The organism is Peribacillus saganii (assembly GCF_003429095.1).
GTDB lineage: Bacteria > Bacillota > Bacilli > Bacillales > DSM-1321 > Peribacillus > Peribacillus saganii.
In genome coordinates this window covers 1-14,986 of the sequence record NZ_QVTE01000066.1, presented here as the reverse complement: position 1 = coordinate 14,986, position 14,986 = coordinate 1, and the positions used below count along the sequence as shown (strand labels likewise).

The 14,986-nt window shown below is 42.6% G+C and carries 15 protein-coding genes; all 15 read right to left on the bottom strand.

Annotated features, from left to right (window positions below):
• Positions 1-24 precede the first annotated feature (24 nt).
• Positions 25-2,796, bottom strand: coding sequence for an isoleucine--tRNA ligase (gene ileS, locus D0469_RS19800; protein ID WP_117328446.1), 2,772 nt, complete (start codon positions 2,794-2,796; stop codon positions 25-27).
• A 465-nt stretch (positions 2,797-3,261) separates the two neighbouring features.
• The gene (locus D0469_RS19795; RefSeq protein WP_117328445.1) at positions 3,262-3,765 is read right to left on the bottom strand and encodes a DivIVA domain-containing protein; all 504 of its coding nucleotides are present in this window, start codon (positions 3,763-3,765) and stop codon (positions 3,262-3,264) included.
• Between the two features lie 254 nt (positions 3,766-4,019).
• The gene (locus D0469_RS19790) at positions 4,020-4,793 is read right to left on the bottom strand and encodes a YlmH family RNA-binding protein (RefSeq protein ID WP_117328444.1); all 774 of its coding nucleotides are present in this window, start codon (positions 4,791-4,793) and stop codon (positions 4,020-4,022) included.
• 203 nt (positions 4,794-4,996) lie between these two features.
• Entirely contained in the window at positions 4,997-5,272 is a 276-nt protein-coding gene (locus D0469_RS19785) for a YggT family protein (protein ID WP_117328443.1), read from the bottom strand.
• A gap of 7 nt (positions 5,273-5,279) precedes the next feature.
• A complete protein-coding gene (locus D0469_RS19780; protein ID WP_117328442.1) occupies positions 5,280-5,726 on the bottom strand; it encodes a cell division protein SepF in 447 nt (148 codons plus the stop codon).
• A 12-nt stretch (positions 5,727-5,738) separates the two neighbouring features.
• The gene (locus D0469_RS19775) at positions 5,739-6,416 is read right to left on the bottom strand and encodes a YggS family pyridoxal phosphate-dependent enzyme (RefSeq protein WP_117328441.1); all 678 of its coding nucleotides are present in this window, start codon (positions 6,414-6,416) and stop codon (positions 5,739-5,741) included.
• Positions 6,417-6,423: 7 nt separating this feature from the next.
• Entirely contained in the window at positions 6,424-7,245 is an 822-nt protein-coding gene (gene pgeF, locus D0469_RS19770) for a peptidoglycan editing factor PgeF (RefSeq protein ID WP_117328440.1), read from the bottom strand.
• Between the two features lie 101 nt (positions 7,246-7,346).
• Positions 7,347-7,610: a YlmC/YmxH family sporulation protein gene (locus D0469_RS19765; RefSeq protein ID WP_117328485.1), complete on the bottom strand. Its 264-nt coding sequence runs from the start codon at positions 7,608-7,610 to the stop codon at positions 7,347-7,349.
• A gap of 348 nt (positions 7,611-7,958) precedes the next feature.
• Positions 7,959-8,738 (bottom strand): RNA polymerase sporulation sigma factor SigG, encoded by a 780-nt coding sequence (gene sigG, locus D0469_RS19760; protein ID WP_101593639.1) that lies wholly within the window; start codon positions 8,736-8,738, stop codon positions 7,959-7,961.
• 270 nt (positions 8,739-9,008) lie between these two features.
• Positions 9,009-9,728 carry an RNA polymerase sporulation sigma factor SigE gene (sigE, locus tag D0469_RS19755; protein WP_117328439.1) on the bottom strand — a complete coding sequence of 240 codons (720 nt, stop codon included), beginning with the start codon at positions 9,726-9,728 and terminating at the stop codon, positions 9,009-9,011.
• Positions 9,729-9,782: 54 nt separating this feature from the next.
• Positions 9,783-10,709, bottom strand: coding sequence for a sigma-E processing peptidase SpoIIGA (spoIIGA, locus tag D0469_RS19750; RefSeq protein WP_117328438.1), 927 nt, complete (start codon positions 10,707-10,709; stop codon positions 9,783-9,785).
• Positions 10,710-11,132: 423 nt separating this feature from the next.
• Positions 11,133-12,266, bottom strand: a complete 1,134-nt coding sequence (gene ftsZ / locus D0469_RS19745) for a cell division protein FtsZ (RefSeq protein ID WP_117328437.1) — start codon at positions 12,264-12,266, stop codon at positions 11,133-11,135.
• A gap of 42 nt (positions 12,267-12,308) precedes the next feature.
• On the bottom strand, positions 12,309-13,601 hold the full coding sequence (ftsA, locus tag D0469_RS19740; protein WP_117328436.1) for a cell division protein FtsA: 1,293 nt from the start codon (positions 13,599-13,601) through the stop codon (positions 12,309-12,311).
• 142 nt (positions 13,602-13,743) lie between these two features.
• Entirely contained in the window at positions 13,744-14,106 is a 363-nt protein-coding gene (locus D0469_RS19735) for a small basic family protein (RefSeq protein ID WP_117328435.1), read from the bottom strand.
• Positions 14,106-14,831 carry a DUF881 domain-containing protein gene (locus D0469_RS19730; protein WP_117328434.1) on the bottom strand — a complete coding sequence of 242 codons (726 nt, stop codon included), beginning with the start codon at positions 14,829-14,831 and terminating at the stop codon, positions 14,106-14,108. Before D0469_RS19730 ends, D0469_RS19735 begins: the two co-directional genes overlap by 1 nt.
• Positions 14,832-14,986: the final 155 nt, after the last annotated feature.

Below are 14,986 nucleotides of genomic sequence, written 5' to 3'. Positions count from 1 at the left end.
TTTAATTTAGCAGAGTGAAATATTTTACAAACTATTAGCGTAATTCTCTTCCACTACAGTTGCACAGCGAGGGCAAAGGGTTGGATGAGACTCGACATTGCCGACTTCCTTAGAAACATTCCAGCAGCGCTCGCAAATTTCTCCTTCAGCTTTTGTTACCACGATTGCAGCACGCTCTAATTGCAGCGAGTCTGCAGGTGCGTCTCCTTTGCTTCCCGCCACTTCAAAATCAGAAACAATAAACAGCTGTTCAAGGCTTTCGTTAATGCTATCAAGCAACGTTTTTGTTTTGTCATCAACGTAGACAGAGACTTTAGCGTTAAGAGATTTTCCGATAACCTTTGCGTTCCTTGCTTCCTCTAACGCTTTGAGAACTTCATCTCTAAGATCCATGAACGCGCTCCATTTTTCTTCCAGCTGCACAGCATTTTCAATCTCGCGCTCTTCTGGCATTAAAGTAAGCTGAATACTCTCCTCTTGTACGCCGGGCAGGAATGACCAAACCTCATCTGCTGTATGGGACAGGATTGGTGATACGAGCTTAGTGAGTGAAAGAAGCGTTTCTGATAATACCGTTTGGATAGATCTGCGTCTTACATCATCCGGTGCTTCACAGTATAAAATATCCTTGGCGTAATCAAGGTAGAATGCGCTTAAATCAAGTGTACAGAAGTTGTTCACAAGATGATAAATGTTTGCAAATTCATATCTTTCATATGCCAGCTTCACATTTTTCACTAGTTTGTTAAGCCTAACTAGCATATACTGGTCAACTTCCTGCAGTTGGCTAAATGCTACAGCGTCCGTTTCCGCATTAAAATCGTGCAGAGTTCCCAAAAGGAATCGGAATGTATTCCGGATTTTACGGTACACCTCAGCTACCTGCTTTAAGATTGCATCGGATACACGAACATCTGATTGATAGTCAACAGATGCTACCCAAAGACGGAGAATGTCTGCACCAAGCTGGTTCATGACCTTCGACGGCACAACTACATTTCCAAGGGATTTACTCATTTTCCGGCCTTCGCCATCCAATGCAAACCCGTGGCTCAACACGCCTTTATATGGCGCTTTTCCTGTAACGGCAACTGCTGTTGAAAGCGAAGAGTTGAACCAGCCGCGGTATTGGTCGGACCCTTCCAAATATAAATCTGCAGGTCTTTGCAGGTCTGGGCGCTCTTCCAAAACAGCCTGATGTGATGAACCGGAATCGAACCAAACATCCATGATATCTGTTTCTTTTGTAAAATGGCCATTCGGGCTGCCCTCATGGGTAAAGCCTTCCGGAAGCAGGTTTTTAGCTTCTCGTTCAAACCAGACATTGGAGCCATGCTCGCGGAACAGGTTTGAAACATGATCAATAGTTTCATCAGTAATAATGGAGTCTCCGTTTTCAGCGTAAAAGACTGGGATTGGAACGCCCCATGCCCTCTGGCGTGAGATACACCAGTCGCCGCGGTCACGTACCATGTTGAACAGGCGGGTTTCACCCCAGGCCGGAACCCATTTTGTTTCTTCAATAGCTTTTAACAGGTCCGCGCGGAAATCCTTGATCGATGCAAACCACTGCGCTGTCGCACGGAAGATCGTTGGCTTTTTTGTACGCCAATCGTGCGGATATGAGTGTGTGATGAATGACAGACTTAGAAGCGCTCCTGCTTCCTTAAGCCGCTCAGAGATCGGCTTGTTTGCTTCGTCATAAAATAGCCCCTCGAATTCTCCCGCTTCATTAGTCATATAGCCTTTTTCATCAACTGGGCATAAAACGTCCAGCCCGTATTTTTGGCCGACAATGAAGTCGTCTTCCCCGTGGCCCGGAGCTGTATGAACACATCCTGTACCTGCATCTAGAGTTACATGCTCGCCAAGCATTACTAATGACTCCCTGTCGAATAATGGATGCTTCGCTATGATTCTGTCTAATTCGCTGCCTTTGTTTTTTGCAACAACAGTTGGATTCTCCCAGCCAACAGCTTGCGTGACTGACTCTAAAAGACCTTCAGCCACAATATATTTCTTGCCTGCTTCTTCTACAGTTACATAGATAAGCTCTGGGTGAAGCGAAATTCCAAGGTTTGCTGGAATTGTCCACGGAGTCGTCGTCCAGATAACGATATTTACACCCTCTTCGACAACACCTTTACCATTGGTAACTTCAAAACTGACATAAATGGAGGCAGAACGTTTGTCATAGTATTCGATTTCTGCTTCTGCAAGGGCTGATTCACTGGAAGGTGACCAATAGACTGGTTTTTTCCCTTTATAAATATAGCCTTTTTTCGCCATGTCACCGAAAACCTTAATTTGTTGGGCCTCATACTCCGGTTTAAGCGTAATATACGGATTTTCCCAGTCGCCGCGAACGCCAAGGCGCTTAAACTGCTCACGCTGATTGTCAATCTGCTCATAAGCGTATTGCTCACAAAGCTTGCGGAATTCAGCAACACTCATTTCTTTACGTTTAACGCCTTTTTTAGCCAAGGCTGTTTCGATTGGCAATCCATGAGTATCCCAGCCAGGTACATACGGAGCGTGGAACCCGTTCATTGATTTATATCTCACGATAAAGTCTTTCAGAATTTTATTTAGAGCATGCCCCATATGGATGTCACCGTTAGCGTACGGAGGTCCATCATGAAGAACGAACAATGGCCGTCCCTTTGTATGCTCCTGTACTTTTCGATAGATGTCCATTTTGTCCCATGATTCCTGGATTTCAGGTTCTCTTTTCGGCAGATTTCCACGCATTGGGAATTCTGTTTTTGGCATTAACAGCGTATCTTTATACTCCATTTCAATTCCTCCGTTTTAATTAACATTCATTTGTCACCAATAAGAAAACATTTTCACACACAAAAAAGCCTTCTCATCCCTGAATAGGGACGAGAAGGCTTACAGATCCTTTTCCCGCGGTACCACCCTTGCTAGACAACAAGCCAAATGCTTTTTGTCCTCTCTTACATTCGTAACGTGAATGGCGACGCTTCGTTTACTGATTTATCAATGTTCAACTCAGAACTCCAGGGTGATCTTCCATAGCTTTGCCTATACCGGGCTTCCACCGTCCCCGGCTCGCTTTTCGAAAGGGTAATGTCCTTTTGCTATAGGCGGGATAAGTCATGTACTGTCCCTGTCATCGTTTTAAAAATATGAATGTTATGTTATTAAAAGATTATATGCGAAAAATGTTGTTAGCGTCAAGTCACTCAACCGGATAAACCGACTGCTTCATAACTCTACAGCCAAAAGTCCCCAAGCTTATTCCTGTTCTACAGGGTTTAATTCAGTAGCATCCAATTCATACTCAAGCAAATGGTCCCAGTCATCATTGTCCAGTAAATCCAGCTGTGCCTCTACCAGCATCTTGAAACGAGTCCGGAAAACCTTGGATTGCTTTTTGAGTTCTTCAATATCAAGGGCTATTTTCCTTGCCTTTGAAAGCGACTCATTTACGATCCGATCGGCATTCTTTTCTGCTTCTTTAACAATCAACTTAGCTTCCTTTTGGGCATTTCGCCTTACTTCCTCAGCAGCTTCCTGTGCAACTATAATCGACTTATTCAGCGTTTCCTCAATCACTGTAAAATGGCCAAGCTTATCATGCATATCATTTAATTTCTCTTCAAGCTCTTTCTTCTCACGAAGAAGCAATTCGTAATCCTTTATAATTTGGTCAAGAAATTCATTTACTTCATCCTCATCATACCCGCGGAATCCTTTGCTGAATTCCTTATTATGTATATCCAAAGGGGTTAAAGGCATAAAGCACCTCCATAAAAATTTAGAAAAGCGCGGAGCATCCTGTCAAAATGGCATCAGCTAAGATACCTTACTTACACTTATCGTCCTTATCCTGACAGTTTTAACATTTGCCCAGCACATATGGTCTTTTTCGGAAAAAAATCTGCTAGAGCTGCTTGGGCTAGACACAAGTACACATTCCAGATGTACTTTATTTTCTATATTATCTATAGTACGTTTCGACAGTGATTTTGTAAATCCTTCTATTTCTTCAATTATTTTTGGCGTCCAGCAGTGATTCTCCATTTATCCTTCTTTGTTTTGCCATCAATCGACAGAATTTTGCAGCGCCCAAAGCCACGAACTGACAAAATGTCCCCTTCTCTGCATTCTTCAGAACTATTATCTTCCTCTTTAAAATTCAGCTTCACCTTACCGGATACAATTAAAGCCTTTGTTTTTTCTCGGGACAGGTTTAAGAGGCTTGAAAGGACCACATCCAGTCTCATTGAACTAACCGTGGTAATCATTTCTTCCCACTTTTCCTCTGCCTGTATAATTTTTCCAATTGTCTGTTCCTTTAAAGAAACTGCTGACTTGCCGACTTTATCAAGATTGGCCAGCAAATAATTTTCAATTTCTTTTGCTGCGACGATTTGGACTGAATCCCCTGAAATCAAAACATCGCCGAATTTTTCGCGCTTCAGCCCGAGTGACATCAGTGTTCCAAGTACCTGCCGATGCTCCATAGCTATGAATTTTTTTGGGTATATAAGTTCAAAAAGGACAATTTGAAAATCTTCTTTTTCCGGGATGAAATAATCTGGGTATAGCAATGCCCTTTTCCGCTCAGCATACTCTCCACCGCCAAAAAACTCCAGCTTGACCTCTGCATCGTTTCCTGCGATTGCAATCATAATCTGCTGCTCCCTTGGATCAAGAAAGTCCGTTAGCTTGGGTGAATAGGAGTTCTTCACCTGTTCCTTTATATTGTGAGACTGGTCAATAAATTCTTTTTCCTCAGGCCGGAAATGCTGATAAATGCTCATTAATTTCACTCCTTATTTGATCAGAGCAAATTCTATGACAACGCCACTTGCTCCAATCGCGAAAAACTGCCTGGCTTTTTATTCCCGAAACACAGTTATCCCGGCAGGAACGCTCGTTCGCGCTGTCCAATGGTTCTATGAGTAAAAGTATATACTTATAAAAAAATAAAAAGGGATCAAAAAGACCCCCTCAATAAAATAGCCTATTGTAGCATTCCCTGGACAATGAAATAAAGGTCATGCAGCCCCCTGGATGCCAGGTTCAAGACAAAGAAGGCAACAATCGGCGAAATGTCAATCATCCCGATAGAGGGGATAAACCGGCGGAAAACTTCCAAATAGGGCTCGCAAATTTTCCCGAGAAACTGCCCAATCGCGGATTCACGGGCATTTGGAAACCATGACATTAAAATATAAATAATTAACGCATACGAGTATATTTCAATCAATTGTAAAAGTATCTGGACAACAAAGTACATGTTCTAATTACCACCTCAATTCTTCATATTCATCATTCGAAAGGCCGGTAATATTACCGGAAACATCGACATTTTCAGGTGTGCACAGAAAAATATCCGTGCCGATTTTTTGTATATCACCGCTGATTGCATAAACGGTTCCGCTTAAAAAATCTACAATTCTTTTCGCCTGGTCATGTTCGATCCTTTGCAGATTAACTACAACTGCCCTGCGGTTTTTCAAATGGTCTGCAACATCCTGTGCCTCAGAATATACCCTCGGTTCCAGCAATACAACCTTTGAGGACTTCTGAACGCTCTGCAGGCTGACAACATTCTGCGGAGGCTGCTGAGCCTGTCTGGAAACGGCTTTGGCAGGCTTTTGTTCCGGTACCTGTTCGTCTTCGATTATTTCTTTATATTCATATTCATCATCAAGTGCGAAAAATGATTTAATCTTTGATACGATTGTCATTATGGCACCTCCTTAAGAATCTTCACCCACTAATGCGGTTCCTATTCGAATAAATGTAGCTCCTTCTTCAATGGCTATCATGAAATCATTGCTCATTCCCATCGAAAGCTCCCTGCACGGTGCGTTCTTTAGGCCGGCAGCCTGAATTTCCTGCTGAAGCTTTTTCAGTTTTCGGAAGGCGGATCGGATAATACCTTCCTCTTCTGTAAGTGGAGCCATTGTCATAAGTCCCTCGATAATAATATTATCAAAACCGCTTAGCTCTTTGATAAAATATAAGGCCTCATCAGGCGAAATACCATGTTTTGACTCTTCTCCAGAAGCATTCACCTGGACAAAGCATTTAACCGGAGTATGGGCACGCTTTTGGATTTCCTCGGCCAGTGACACACGGTCCAGCGAATGGATATAATCAGCTATGCCGATGATATTTTTTACCTTCCTTGTTTGCAGAGTACCAATAAAGTGCCATACTGGCTTGTCCCCCAGGTGTTCATATTTTGCCAATAACCCCTCATCACGGTTTTCGCCAAAATCAGTTATGCCTGCTTCCAGAGCTTCAGCAGCCCGTTCAGTTGAAACGTATTTTGTCACTGCTACAATTTTAATTTCTTCAGGAGTACGGCCACACATTTCACATGCTTCTTCTATCTTGTTCTTGATGTTGTTTAAATTGTCTGCAACCTTCACTTTTACACTAATCCTCCTTCCAGCCAATGAAGCTCATCATGCGGCCAGTTTTTCCAGAATCTTTTCGATGTGAGAAAAACAGATCGCTATTGCAGCTGGTACAAAACCTGGATACTTGTATTTGGGCTGGAGGAACGCCTGCTTTTTGCAAAATCAATTCATTTAATTTTTTTAAATCGAGCTGATATTGTCCCTCTCTGATTCGATTATAGGGTTTTTTGTCCATTTCTTCCAGTCTAATTTCGACAAATTGAATGACTCTGTCATCCACCACATAACAATCTCCACAAATGGAGGGCCCTATAACTGCATGGATATCATCAGCGTGGATTCCCTCAGCCTGCCATTTCTCGACCATTTCTGCCGCTATGCCATTAACTGTGCCTTTCCAGCCGGCATGCGCAACTCCAATATGCCGACTGGAAGAAGAATAAAAATAAAGGGGTACACAGTCAGCGAAGCAAAGGGTTAATAGGATCCCTGACTTTTCTGTATACAATCCATCTGTTCCTTTTAGGCTTGAAGAATAGTCCCTTGAGCCCATGCCTTTTTCTTTTGATGTAACTTTCACCACTTTGACTTCATGGGTCTGCTCAGCACCTGTCCAGCAGCTTAAAGGGAAAGAAAGATTGCCTGCAACGGTTTCCCTGTTGGAAATAACATCTTCCAAAATATCGTTTACGTGAAAACCTAGGTTTAAGCTTTCAAAATGTCCCTTGCCATGCCCGCCGTTTTTTGTCGTAAAGCCCGCAGTTAATAACGGGTTACTATCCATCCAAGGCTCTATTAATAAAAGCTGTTTACTTTCCTTTACAAAAGGTTCGTTCATTGTCCTACCTCAGAGTTTTTTTATAAGTGTAACATATTACCCACTCAAAACGCTCCTTTTTAGTAATCGATGCTATACCTCTCTTACAAAAATGCTGATCACTATTTGTTTTCCACAGTTGTCAGCAATCCTGCCGATTGATCGACTAGTATCACATCTGCCCCAATTTTCCGGATTTTCCGCCACGGTATAATGACATCCTCATCCTTGCCAAAGAAGCCAAGCACCTTCCCGCCGTTTGAAACAACGATTGCTTCGATAGTACCTTTACTAACATTGATCACCAGGTCTGATATGTTACCTAAAATTTTCCCATCAGAAATACTTACAACTTCCTTCACCTGAAATTCTGATATTTTCACCATGTTTACCAGCTCCTGAAGCATCATTTTAATTAAACTATATGCACCCGGAAGGTTTACCATGAAAGGTTTCCTTTCCGGTTTACTTAAAGCCCTGCTGCTTGCTGTTTATTTGATGGGAAAAGGGCAGAGAGCCGAAACAGTAGAAAAGGGGGCAAAGTATCCCGATCCCTGCAATTGATGAAGTTAAATTCGTACGCTGTATCTATTTCTAGCTTTTGTATTCATTTATCATGGAAAAGTTTAGATTTTCCAATTTTAATAATTCATGCAAAAACCCCTGCCAGCTATGACAGGGGTTGCTCCATACAATTTTATGTGCTTTTATGAAAACTTTATGTTTAAAATTAGTTACTGTTGTATATTTTTGTTCATCTGCCTGATTGCTGCTTTTTCAAGACGTGACACCTGGGCCTGGGAAATTCCAATTTCTTCGGCAACCTCCATTTGCGTTTTACCTTGGAAAAACCGTTTGCGAAGAATAAGTTTTTCCCTTTCATTCAGCCTTCTCATGCCTTCTTTAAGTGCAATTTCATCAATCCATTGGCTGTCTTTATTTTTTTCATCACTCAGCTGGTCCATTACATAGATTGGGTCGCCGCCATCATTGTATATCGGTTCGAATAGAGATACAGGATCTTGGATGGCATCAAGTGCAAAAACAATATCCTCATGCGGAACTTCCAGTACTTTGGCGATCTCTATTGCAGTTGGTTCCCTGGAGGTCTCGCTCATAAGCCTCTCCTTTACCTGCAATGCTTTGTAGGCAATGTCACGTAAAGACCGGGATACACGGATAGGATTGTTATCTCGCAAGTATCTTCTAATTTCACCGATTATCATTGGCACTGCATACGTAGAAAATTTGACATTCTGTCCTAGATCAAAATTATCAATGGATTTCATTAATCCAATACAGCCGACCTGAAACAGGTCATCGACAAATTCACCACGGTTGTTAAAACGCTGGATTACGCTTAATACAAGCCTGAGGTTTCCGTTCACCAATTTTTCTCTTGCTGAAATATCGCCTTCTTGCATTTCCTTGAAAAGCTTTCGCATTTCATCGTTTTTCAAAACTGGCAACTTCGACGTGTCAACACCACAGATTTCAACTTTATTTCGTGACAATCTATTCCCTCCTCACAGGAGCTGCTGTTCAAAAACAGTATCTCCGTGGGAGGAAAAAATATGCACCCGGTATCAGTACTGTAGTCTTCAAAAAAAGGAATACAGGTACCCGGAATATTGATAATCATGGGATTTTTTTATTAAAAATTTTTTATTGTACGGCACTGGCCTACTGCTCCTACGGTTTGCATTAAGGGTACGGACCCGTCCAGCTGCTGCACTTCAGTAACCTTTTAAAATTGATGAGAAACCAGATGCTGCCTGGTTGGTTCACACCATTTTATTAAATTCCTTGCGCAGCCTTTTAATGATTCTTTTTTCCAGCCTCGATATATATGATTGGGAGATACCGAGCATATCAGCAACATCCTTTTGCGTTTTTTCCTCTCCGCCAATAAGACCAAAACGAAGTTCCATGATTTGCTTTTCCCGGTCGGAAAGCTGATGCAATGCCTTAGTTAACAGCTTTCGGTCAACATTTGCTTCCAGATCCTTCGTAATGATATCCTCTTCCGTTCCCAATACGTCAGAGAGGAGAAGTTCATTGCCATCCCAGTCAATATTCAATGGTTCATCAAAAGAAACTTCTGACCTAATTTTATTATTTCTTCTCAGATACATTAGAATTTCGTTTTCAATACAGCGTGAAGCATATGTAGCAAGCTTTATCTTTTTCTCTGGGTTGAATGTATTCACCGCTTTGATAAGTCCAATCGTTCCTATGCTAATTAAATCCTCGATATTGATTCCGGTGTTTTCAAACTTCCTCGCAATATACACGACCAGCCGCAGATTTCTTTCAATTAAAATAGCACGGGCTGCTTCATCTCCGCCGGGAAGCTTATTAATTAGCAATTCTTCCTCCTCTTTGCTTAACGGAGGCGGGAGAGCTTCACTTCCCCCAATATAGAATATTTCGTCTGACTTCAGGCCAAATTTATATAATAGCTTATACCAGTAATAAGTGAGGCGGAGGATAAATTTTTTCATGATGGTTCTCCCTTCTATTTTTATTAATTGCTGAGTATAGATTTAATAATCACTTTAAGATGCAGTTCTGATATTGGTGCCGGTAAGCATTTTAGGATGGACGATCGCCTGATATGCCTCATCCGGTGACAGCTGCTGCCGAGTAAACGAGATGAGGGACTTTGTTGCGTCAAGAATCCCATTCTCTTGGTGAACTCTGATAGAGTCTGCTTTAAATGCGGCAAGAAGTCCTTTATCATTACCAACTACCTTACAAGGGATAATTCGCAGCCGATCATCCCATTCAACATCCATTGAGCCATCCCCTGACAGAAAAGAATCAACATCATCAATTATCCTTAATACATTTTCGGGTAAATCCTCTTCAATTCCCCTTACCGAAAGAATCATGACAGGGGAACCGGAAATCGGATCATACAGCTGGTTCCCGCTATCGACAAGCCCGGTAACCGTCCATTCACAGTTTTTCAGCTTAATAGCTACTGTAACCAATTGATCAAAGGCTATTGAAGCCATTTCAATATTATCGATGCTTCGTTTTGAAAAATACCATGCTGCAGGAAAACCAAGCAGCACAAAGATCCAGCTTGCCGGATCACCAAATCCGGCCGTCATTTGAATAAAGCCAGAATTAAGGGCCGAAGGATTAAACTGGAAAAAATAATGCAGCCCAAGGAGCACTCCGCCTGATAGGAAGGTTATAAAATATAATAACAACAGACCCTTTAAAAATAATCTAAGCCTGACAAAGCCAAAAACTGTGATTATCATGAAGAAGGAAAAAAGCAACTTCACAAAAAGGTCGCCCGTCAGCCATTGGTACGGTGTAAATGCCAAAATGATAATCAGCGACCCAATGAATCCCCCAATCATAATCCGCCAGCCTTTCACCTTTCTTTTTAGCAGAATGGCCGTCCAATAAAGGAGGAGGCAATCAAAACACCAGTTCAAGAGCCATATTACATCTAAATAAAGCGTCAAGCATTCCCCTCCTTGCAATTACATCCTATTAACATGAAATACATAAGCAGCCTTCTAAAAGGACCGGCTAAACACTCGTCCTAGCTATATCATTCTGTGAAAAAATGTTGGGTGCTGGAGTAGACTGTATTTTTTTATAAGATTGGAACCTATTCTTTTAAAAAAGTATAGCGTACCTGACCACTGGAAGTGTGTCACTTTTTGACATGGATTTATGGGAGTTTTTTAGACATTTTTGTCCTTTTTGTAGAAAGATATTAGCAGAGCTAAGCAAGAGCTGAATGAATTCTTTTTAAAATCGTGGTATAGCCTGGATTGCAGCACCAAAGACTTAATTCCTTACGAAATTTCAATGCATGGTATTTTTATAAATTTCTTTCGCATCAAAAAAACCTTGCCTAATGGCAAGGTTTTGAATGATTATTAACGTCTTCTGTTTCGGTTGCGCAGGAATGTTGGAATGTCTAATGCTTCCTCTGCATTGTTCACATGGCGAACCGGTTCACTTACAGGCTCTTCCCGCTTAACTTCCCTTTTTGGAGGTGCAGCAGCCGGCCTGGACTGCTGGCCAAATGACGGCCTAGGCTGGCGAGCCGGAGCTTCTGTTTCGTTGAAACCAGTGGCGATTACTGTTACCACGATTTCATCCTTTAATGCTTCATTGATTACGGAGCCGAAGATCATATTGACGTCCTGGTCAGAAGCTGACGCAACAATGTCTGCAGCTTCCTGGACTTCAAAAAGGCTGAGATTTGTACCGCCGGTAATATTCATCAGAACGCCCTGTGCGCCGTCAATGGATGTTTCAAGAAGCGGGGAGGAAACAGCTTTTTTAGCTGCTTCCGCAGCACGGTTTTCTCCGGAGGCAATTCCGATACCCATCAATGCAGATCCTTTGTTGGACATGATTGTCTTAACATCCGCAAAGTCAAGGTTAATCAATCCCGGTGTCGCAATTAGGTCTGAAATACCCTGAACACCTTGGCGGAGCACGTTATCTGCTTCACGGAAAGCCTCAAGCATTGGCGTACTTTTGTCAACGATCTCCAGAATTCGGTCATTCGGGATGACAATTAGCGTATCAACCGCTTCTTTTAATGATGAAATTCCACCCTGAGCCTGAGTTGCCCGTTTGCGGCCTTCAAAGGTAAATGGGCGGGTGACGACACCAACTGTCAGTGCTCCCAGGTCTCTTGCAATCTGGGCAATAACAGGAGCAGCACCTGTACCTGTACCGCCGCCCATTCCAGCAGTTACGAATACCATATCGGCTCCGCGCAATGCTTCCTCAAGCTGTTCTTTACTTTCTTCAGCAGCCTTTTTGCCGACTTCCGGATTTGCACCCGCTCCCAGTCCGCGAGTAAGCTTGCCGCCAATCTGCATTTTTATCTCAGCCTTTGAAAGATTAAGAGCCTGCGCATCTGTATTAACTGAAATGTATTCAACACCTTGTACACCATGCTCTATCATTCGGTTCACGGCATTGTTTCCGCCGCCGCCGACGCCGATTACCTTAATCGTAGCTAATTGATCTAAATTAGAATCAAACTCTAACATGATAATCCTCCTAATTAAACGAAATTCCCTTTTACGTTCCTTTTATTCAAAAAAATAACCCAATATCTTTTTAAATTTAGAATCGCCCTTTTCAACCGGCTTCTGTTCTGTTCTTTCCTTTGGCCTTTGGGGCTGTTTTTGATGAGTCTGATCATTTCGCTCCGCAGCAGCGGCTACAGAACTAGTCTGTGGACCACCGGCCTGCAGCCTTGCCTTTTTGCAGGCATGCTTGATGAGACCAACCGCTGTTGTATACTGCGGCTCGCGGACACCGATATAATTTGGCTCCGCCGTACGGACACGGTTTTGTAACACATACCCGGCCAGTTCAAGGACTCCCGGCATTTTTACTACACCGCCAGTCAGGACAAATCCCCCTGGTACATCTGCATAGCCTAGCCGGCTTAATTCATCCTGTACCAACTCAAAAATTTCCGTCATCCTTGCTTCTACTATTTCAGAAATCATCAGCTGGTTGCATGTCTGCATCTGATCGCTTCCTATAATCGGAACATTGAACACTTCATCTTCAGAAGCGTCATCATAGAAGGCATGTCCATGCTTAACTTTAATTTTTTCAGCGTCTTCCGTAGTCGTGCGGAGAACAATCGATAAATCCTTCGTGATAGTCTCTCCGCCAATCGGTATAACTGTAGTATGTTTCAGGTGGCCCTGTTCAAAAATCGCGAGGGTGGTAGAACCGCCGCCGATATCGACCTGCGCTACTCCCAGTTCCTTTTCATCCCGGGACAGTACCAGGGAACCTGCAGCAAGCGGCTGCAATGCAATATCAGTAATTTCAAGGCCGGCACGTTCCACACATCTCAGCGTATTATGTAATAATGACCGTAATGCAGTAATAAGTATGCCTCTCATCTCAAGTCTGACACCGATCATTCCCCGTGGATCGTTGATTTCATCCAGCTCGTCCACCTTATAGTACAGCGGGAGAACATCAACGATTTCCCTGTCAGCCGGAATAGTGAGAAGCTCAGCTGCCTCCCTTACCCTGATTACATCATGTTCAGTAATTTCTTTATTTTCGCTTGAAACAGCAACTACGCCATGGCAGGGCTGAAGCATAACATGGTTGCCGCTTATACCCACAACTACTTTCTTAATATCCATGTCTATCATTCTTTCAGCCTGTTCAACTGCTCTTTGAATTGAATGAACGGTCTCATCTATATCAACGATTGACCCCTTTTTTAGTCCATCTGACTTTACGTTGCCAACCCCGATAATATTTAAAGTGTCATTGACCATTTCACCAATGATTACCTTCACACTGGATGTACCGATGTCAAGACTTACGTATATTTCACTGTTGTTCATTCCATGGCACCTCCTTTAACACTTTTAATAGTTTAAATGAAACTTTTATTTTTTATGACCTTTTAATATAGAATAGTATAACAGTATTCAAATTACTATAGAAAACTATTCGTCACGTACTTCTTTTTCCCTCTAAAACCGGTTAACTTTTTTCAGGTTTTTTCACATTCTTCGGCTGCCTGGATAAAAGGATCCTCCGGATAACTGCAATATTTTGAAATAAGCGGACCCCAAAGGCAAAGATTGCAGCTAAATACAAGTCTACACCAAGATGTACGCCCAGAAAAGCTAAACTTGCAGCCAAAATTATGTTAAAAAAGAATCCTGACACAAAGACTCTCTCATCATATAAATTTTGAAGATGCGCTCTTATGCCGCCAAACAATGTATCGAGTGCAGCGAGCACCGCAATGGAGAGATAATTCGAATATTCCACAGGGATCTTGAGATCAGTCAGCAGCCCGAGGAGGACGCCTATCAACAGTCCGAAAATTGGCAGCCACATTATGTGTTTCCTCCCTTTTCGCTCTCTAAGGCGGGTTCCATATGTCTGATTGTTATAGACTCCTTATACGCCGGGATAGTGACTTCAGATGGCTGGTTTGAAATATTCACTTCCAGGTTATCGATAAAAAATTCTTCTATCGATTCGGAAACCTTCAGCCGGTCGCTAAGCTTCACCGAGTCTTCTGCGATAACCTTAATTTCGATTGGGTAGTCAGTAAGCGGATATCCATCAATTTTTGTCTGCCCATTTATATCACGAATGACAGTGGTGTTGATAACTCTTTGACCATTTACCGAAATATGCTCGGCATCATACATATTCAATTCATTGATTAATCTCTTTAGCAGCTCTGGTGAAATATTATTAACTTCCTCACCAAGGACAATAGCTTCGGGTACAGGCTTAATTATCAATACCACTCCGGGACCCTTGACTGCCGTCAATCCCGCTTCCTGCTTAAGATCTTCTAATGTTTCTTTAAGAACCTGCTCTTTCGAAGAAGTCATGTCAGTTTTATAATCCGCAATGCTTTCCTCAAGGGCCCGGATTTCTTTTACTAATTTGGATTGCGTCTGTAATTCATTCAGGAGCTCTCCCCGAATTTCCCAAGTGTCGCGTGTCTCCTGAATTTCCGGCTCCTTGATCGTCTGAAATTGGATTGCAAGCATAAAGCCAAGAATCGTCGCGACAATAGTAAATACAAATCCTTTTCGTTGATTCACGCATTCCACCAAACTTTCTACCAGAAAAGCGCAAGCGCCCTGAAAGAGGTAGAACGGCTATGTTCGCCACGTCCTGTGGCAACGCCGTCCTGACCCACCTCCTGTGGGCCCCCGACAAGCATAAGACAAGCGCTGACAGAAGGCGCTTTTTGCCT